General features: G+C 67.1%; 3 protein-coding genes and 1 pseudogene. All 4 read left to right on the top strand.

The features are described 5' to 3' along the window. A pseudogene (locus tag ELR45_RS40670) lies at positions 1–191 on the top strand (NADH-quinone oxidoreductase subunit NuoE); the annotation flags it as partial. Then, positions 188–1,549, top strand: coding sequence for an NADH-quinone oxidoreductase subunit NuoF (gene nuoF / locus ELR45_RS09485; protein ID WP_129665419.1), 1,362 nt, complete (start codon positions 188–190; stop codon positions 1,547–1,549). The pseudogene ELR45_RS40670 and the gene nuoF, both read left to right, overlap by 4 nt. After that, complete coding sequence (locus ELR45_RS09480) at positions 1,549–4,047, top strand: NADH-quinone oxidoreductase subunit G (RefSeq protein ID WP_129665417.1); 2,499 nt, start codon at positions 1,549–1,551, stop codon at positions 4,045–4,047. Before nuoF ends, ELR45_RS09480 begins: the two co-directional genes overlap by 1 nt. Beyond that, positions 4,044–5,423 carry an NADH-quinone oxidoreductase subunit NuoH gene (gene nuoH, locus ELR45_RS09475; RefSeq protein WP_129665415.1) on the top strand — a complete coding sequence of 460 codons (1,380 nt, stop codon included), beginning with the start codon at positions 4,044–4,046 and terminating at the stop codon, positions 5,421–5,423. The genes ELR45_RS09480 and nuoH overlap by 4 nt, the downstream gene beginning before the upstream one ends. The last annotated feature ends 5 nt before the right edge of the window (positions 5,424–5,428 follow it).

The following is a 5,428-nucleotide window of genomic DNA, read 5'->3' as shown; positions in this document are numbered from 1 at the left end:
TGTGCACCTGGAAACAGGCTGAGCGCGTGATAGCTGGCTTCCCGGACGGCCTGGCCGGCCAGGGAGTGCAGGCAGGACCGGCATCGCTCGCCGGGCTTCGGCTGGCCGAGCAAGAGGGCTGGTCCGCGCCCGAGGGTGGCCAGCCCGCGCTCGGAGCCGCCGATGGGAAGACCGGAGGGGAGAGCAAGTGAGCACGCCATCCGAGGCCTCGGATCAGACGCGCGCCTCGGCCACGCTGACGCCGGTGTTGACGGCGCGTTGGGGCGAGAAGGACTCCTTCACGCGTCGTGGCTACGAACGCCACGGCGGGTACAAGGCCCTACGCCAGGCGCTGCAGCGCAAGCCCGAGTCGATCGTCGAGACCGTGAAGGACTCCGGGCTGCGAGGCCGCGGCGGTGCGGGCTTCCCGACCGGCATGAAGTGGAGCTTCGTCCCGAAAGACATACCCAAGCCGACCTACCTGGTGGTCAACGCCGACGAGTCGGAGCCGGGGACGTGCAAGGACATCCCGCTGATGATGGCCGACCCGCATGTGCTGGTCGAAGGCGTCATCATCTCGTCGTACGCGATCGGGGCGAACACCGCCTTCATTTATGTCCGCGGTGAGGTGCTGCACGTCGTGCGGCGGCTACACCATGCCGTCGCCGAGGCTTACGAGGCCGGTTACCTGGGGAAGAACATCCTCGGGTCCGGGTTCGACCTCGACGTGGTGGTACACGCCGGCGCGGGTGCCTACATCTGCGGCGAGGAGACCGCGCTCCTTGACTCGCTTGAAGGGCGTCGCGGGCAGCCCCGGCTCAAGCCTCCGTTCCCGGCCGTCGCCGGTCTGTACGCGTCGCCGACTGTCATCAACAACGTGGAGACGATCGCGTCGGTGCCGTCCCTGGTCACCAACGGGCCGGGTTGGTTCCGCACCATGGGCAGCGAGAAGTCACCGGGCTTCGGCATCTTCTCGCTGTCAGGGCATGTGCGGAACCCCGGCCAGTACGAGGCACCGCTGGGGATCACTCTGAACGAGCTTCTCGATATGGCCGGTGGCATCCGGGCTGGGCATGAGCTGAAGTTCTGGACGCCCGGCGGCTCGTCGACCCCGATGCTCACCGCCGAGCACGCCGACCTCCCCCTCGACTTCGAGGGCATGGCGGGCGCCGGCACGATGCTCGGGACGCGGGCGCTGCAGATCTTCGACGAGACCACCTGCGTGGTCCGCGCGACGCTGCGGTGGATCGAGTTCTATAAGCATGAGTCCTGCGGTAAGTGCACACCGTGCCGGGAAGGGTTCTGGTGGCAGGTGCAGATCCTGGAGCGGTTGGAGAAGGGCCAGGGTACCGAGGCCGACCTCGACAAGCTGCTCGACCTCAGTGAGAACATCGGCGGCCGCTCATTCTGCGCTTTGGCGGACGGTGGCATCGCACCGGTGGTCTCATCGATCCAGCACTTCCGGGATGAGTACATCGCCCACTTCGAGCACGGCGGATGTCCGTTCGACCCGGCGGCTTCGGCGCTGTTCACCGTCGAACGTAAGGAAGAAGCGGGGGCCAACGCCTGATGAGCGGCAGCACCAACACCAGTGTCACATCGGCGCCGGCGGAGAAGAACGCCACGGCCGTGCAGGACGACGCCGTCGAGAAGAACGAGAACCTGGTCACCGTCACTATCGACGGTTTCGAGGTGAGTGTTCCGGAAGGGACCCTCGTCATCCGGGCCGCCGAGATGATCGGCATCCAGATCCCGCGGTTCTGCGACCACCCGTTGCTGGAGCCGGCCGGTGCCTGCCGGCAGTGCCTGGTCGAGGTACCGGACATGGGCAACGGGCGCGGCATGCCGAAGCCGCAGGCGTCGTGCACGCTCACCGTGATGCCCGGGATGGTGATCAACACCCAGATGACCTCACCCGTGGCCGACAAGGCGCAGCAGGGCATCATGGAGTTCCTGCTGATCAACCATCCGCTCGACTGTCCGGTCTGCGACAAGGGCGGCGAGTGCCCGTTGCAGAACCAAGCGATGAGCAACGGCCGCGGCGACTCCCGGTACGAGGGCAAGAAGCGGACCTACCCGAAGCCGATCAACATCTCGGCGCAGATCCTGCTGGACCGCGAGCGCTGTGTGCTCTGCGCCCGGTGCACCCGGTTCTCTCAGGAAATCGCCGGTGACCCGTTCATCGAGCTGCTGGAACGGGGCGCGCTGCAGCAGGTAGGCATCTACGAGAAGGAGCCGTTCGAGAGCTACTTCTCCGGCAACACCATCCAGATCTGTCCGGTCGGCGCGTTGACCTCGGCGGCCTATCGGTTCCGGTCGCGCCCGTTCGACTTGGTATCGGTTCCGTCGGTGTCCGAACACGACGCCAGCGGGAGCGCGATCAGGGTCGACCACAGGCGTGGCACGGTCATGCGGCGGCTCGCCGGCGATGACCCGGATGTGAATGAGGAGTGGATCACCGACAAGGACCGTTTCGCGTTCCGTTCCTACACGCTCGATGACCGGCTGACTCATCCGCTCGTCCGGGACGAGGAGACGGGTGAGCTGGTGACCGCGTCGTGGCCGGAAGCGTTGACCCTTGCGGCGCAAGGGCTCGCCCGGGCCCGGGACGCCCGGGGCGTGGGAGTGCTGACCGGTGGCCGCGTGACCATGGAGGACGCCTACGCCTACAGCAAATTCGCGCGGGTGGTCCTGGGGACCAACGACGTCGACTTCCGGGCGCGCAGCCACTCCGCGGAAGAGGCCGGGTTCTTGCAGCGGGTCGCCACCGTTCGGGCAGGTGACGAGCATGGCGTCACTTTCCGAAGCTTGGAAGCCGCACCCGCGGTGTTACTCGCCGGCTTCGAGCCGGAGGAGGAGTCGGGGACGGTCTTCCTGCGCCTGCGCAAAGGGGCGCGTCGGGGCACCAAGGTCTTCTCGGTCGCTCCATTCGCCACCCGAGGGCTGCGTAAACTCTCTGGAACACTGTTCCCTGCCGCACCCGGGACAGAAGCCGAGGTGCTGACCGCCATCGCGGCCAAGGCACCAGAAGTGGCCGACCTGCATGACCAGCTGTGTGCCGACGGCGCCGTGCTGATGGTAGGCGAGCGGCTGGCCATGGTGCCGGGCGCGCTGTCCGCTGTGCTGCGGGTGGTGGGGTCCACGGGCGTGCGGCTTGCCTGGGTGCCCCGTAGGGCCGGCGAACGCGGCGCGCTCGAAGCGGGTGCGCTTCCGAACCTGCTGCCGGGCGGCCGTCCCATCGACAACGCAGAAGCGCGAGTCGACATGTCCGCTGTCTGGGGAGTCCCCACGTTGCCGCCGCTCGACGGCCGCGACACCACCGGGATCCTGGGTGGGCTGGCAAGCGGCTCGCTGAGTGGTGCGCTGGTCGGCGGCGTCGAGCTGGCCGACCTGCCGGATCCGGCTGCGGCACAGCAGGCGCTTGGCGATGCAAGCTTCGTGGTCAGCCTCGAGGTGCGGCACAGCGACGTGACCGAGCTCGCGGACGTCGTCCTACCGGTGGCGCCGCCGATGGAGAAGGACGGCACGTTCGTCAACTGGGAGGGCCGGCACCGGGCGTTCGCGAAGGCACTGCCCGAGAGCGCGGCCTGGTCGGACGCGCGCACGTTGGACGCCCTCGCCTCAGAGCTCGACATCAAGCTCGGTACCGAAGACGTGGAGACGGTCCGGGCCGAGCTGGCCGAGATCGGTGTCTGGGAGGTGGAGCCGGCCGCGTTGGACGTCGCCGCGACGGAGCCTCCGGCGGCCGGAACGGGCGAAGCCGTGCTGGCCACCTGGCGATTGATGCTCGACGACGGCCGGGCCTTGGACGGCGAACCCCACCTGGCTCAGACGGCCCGGAAGCCACAGGCTAGATTGTCCGCGGTGACCGCGGCGGAGATCGGGGTGGCCGACGATGACCAGGTGACGGTCAGCTCGGCGACCGGATCGCTGACGCTGCCGGTCACCATCACAGAGATGCCGGACCGTGTGGTGTGGGTGCCGCAGAACTCGCCGGGCTCCCACGTCTACGCCGACCTTGGAGTCCAGGCGGGCGCGGTCGTCTCGTTGGCCGGAGGTGAAGCATGATCACCCAGCTGGCGTCTGTTGACGTCCGGGCTGCGGACCAGCTCGAGGGCTTCGGTGGTGATCCGTGGTGGATCATCGCGATCAAGAGCGTGGCCATCTTCGTCTTCCTCGTCCTGATGACGCTCTTCGCGATCGTCTTCGAGCGCAAGGTCGTCGCCAAGATGCAGAACCGCATCGGCCCGAACCGCACCGGGCCCAACGGCTCGCTGCAGAGCCTGGCGGACGGCGCCAAGCTGATGCTGAAGGAAGACATCATCCCGAAGCATGCGGACAAGGTGGTGTACATCCTTGCTCCGCTCATCGCGGTGATTCCGGCGTTCGTGATCATGGCTCTGATCCCGTTCGGTCCGGAAGTCTCGATGTTCGGTGAGACCACGCGGCTGCAGGTCACCGACGCGCCGGTCGCGGTGCTGCTGGTGCTGGGGATCGCTTCCGTCGGTGTCTACGGCATCGTGCTGGCCGGCTGGTCGAGCGGCTCGACGTATCCGCTGCTCGGTGGGCTGCGTTCTTCGGCCCAGGTCATCTCGTACGAGCTGGCGATGAGTATGTCGTTCGTCGCGGTGTTCCTGTTCGCGGGGACCATGTCGACCTCAGGCATCGTGGAGGAACAGGAACGCCTCTGGTACGGCCTCATTCTGATCCCGTCCTTCGTGGTCTACCTGATCTCGATGATCGGGGAGACCAACCGCGCGCCCTTCGACCTCCCCGAGGCGGAAGGCGAGCTGGTGGCCGGGTGGGGCACCGAGTACTCGTCCATCAAGTACGCGATGTTCTTCCTCGCCGAATACATCAACATGGTCAACGTCTCGGCGCTGGCGACCACGCTCTTCCTGGGCGGCTGGCGGGCGCCGTGGCCGCTGTCGGCGATCAACGACGGCATGTTCAACGAGGGCTGGTGGCCGATCCTATGGTTCATCGGCAAGATCGTGGTCCTGCTCTTCCTCTTCATCTGGATCCGCGGCACGCTGCCGCGGATGCGGTACGACCAGTTCATGAAGCTGGGTTGGAAGGTGCTGATCCCGGTCTCGCTGGTCTGGATCGTCCTCGTCTCCGGCATGCGGCTGGCGATGAACGAGGGCTGGGAGCGCCGGGAGCTGATGATCTGGGTCGGCGGTGCGTTCCTCGTCATCATGCTGATTCTCTGGATCGCGCCGCTGTTCACCGGTTCCAAGGACGACGAGTCTGAGGACGCAGCCACGGACGAAGAACGAGAGCCCGAGTTCGACGCCTTCGCGGGCGGCCACCCGGTTCCGCCCATGCCCGGACAGGAACCCGTGGCCGTGCCGGCGACAGTAGGGACGGCCCGCGCCGCGGCCCCCGATAACGGTCCTGATGACAGCGACGAGAGCAACAGCTCGGAGGGCAGCAATGCCTAGTTTCC

The sequence above is a fragment of the Phytoactinopolyspora endophytica genome, from assembly GCF_004138495.1.
GTDB lineage: Bacteria > Actinomycetota > Actinomycetes > Jiangellales > Jiangellaceae > Phytoactinopolyspora > Phytoactinopolyspora endophytica.
Note: the sequence above shows the minus strand (reverse complement) of the source record. Positions and strands in the feature narration are given on the sequence as shown.

Coding starts and splice junctions, on each gene's coding strand:
- ELR45_RS09480 (WP_129665417.1), top strand. CDS start 1,549: ATGAGCGGCAGCACCAACACCAGTGTCACATCGGCGCCGGCGGAGAAG.
- nuoH (WP_129665415.1), top strand. CDS start 4,044: ATGATCACCCAGCTGGCGTCTGTTGACGTCCGGGCTGCGGACCAGCTC.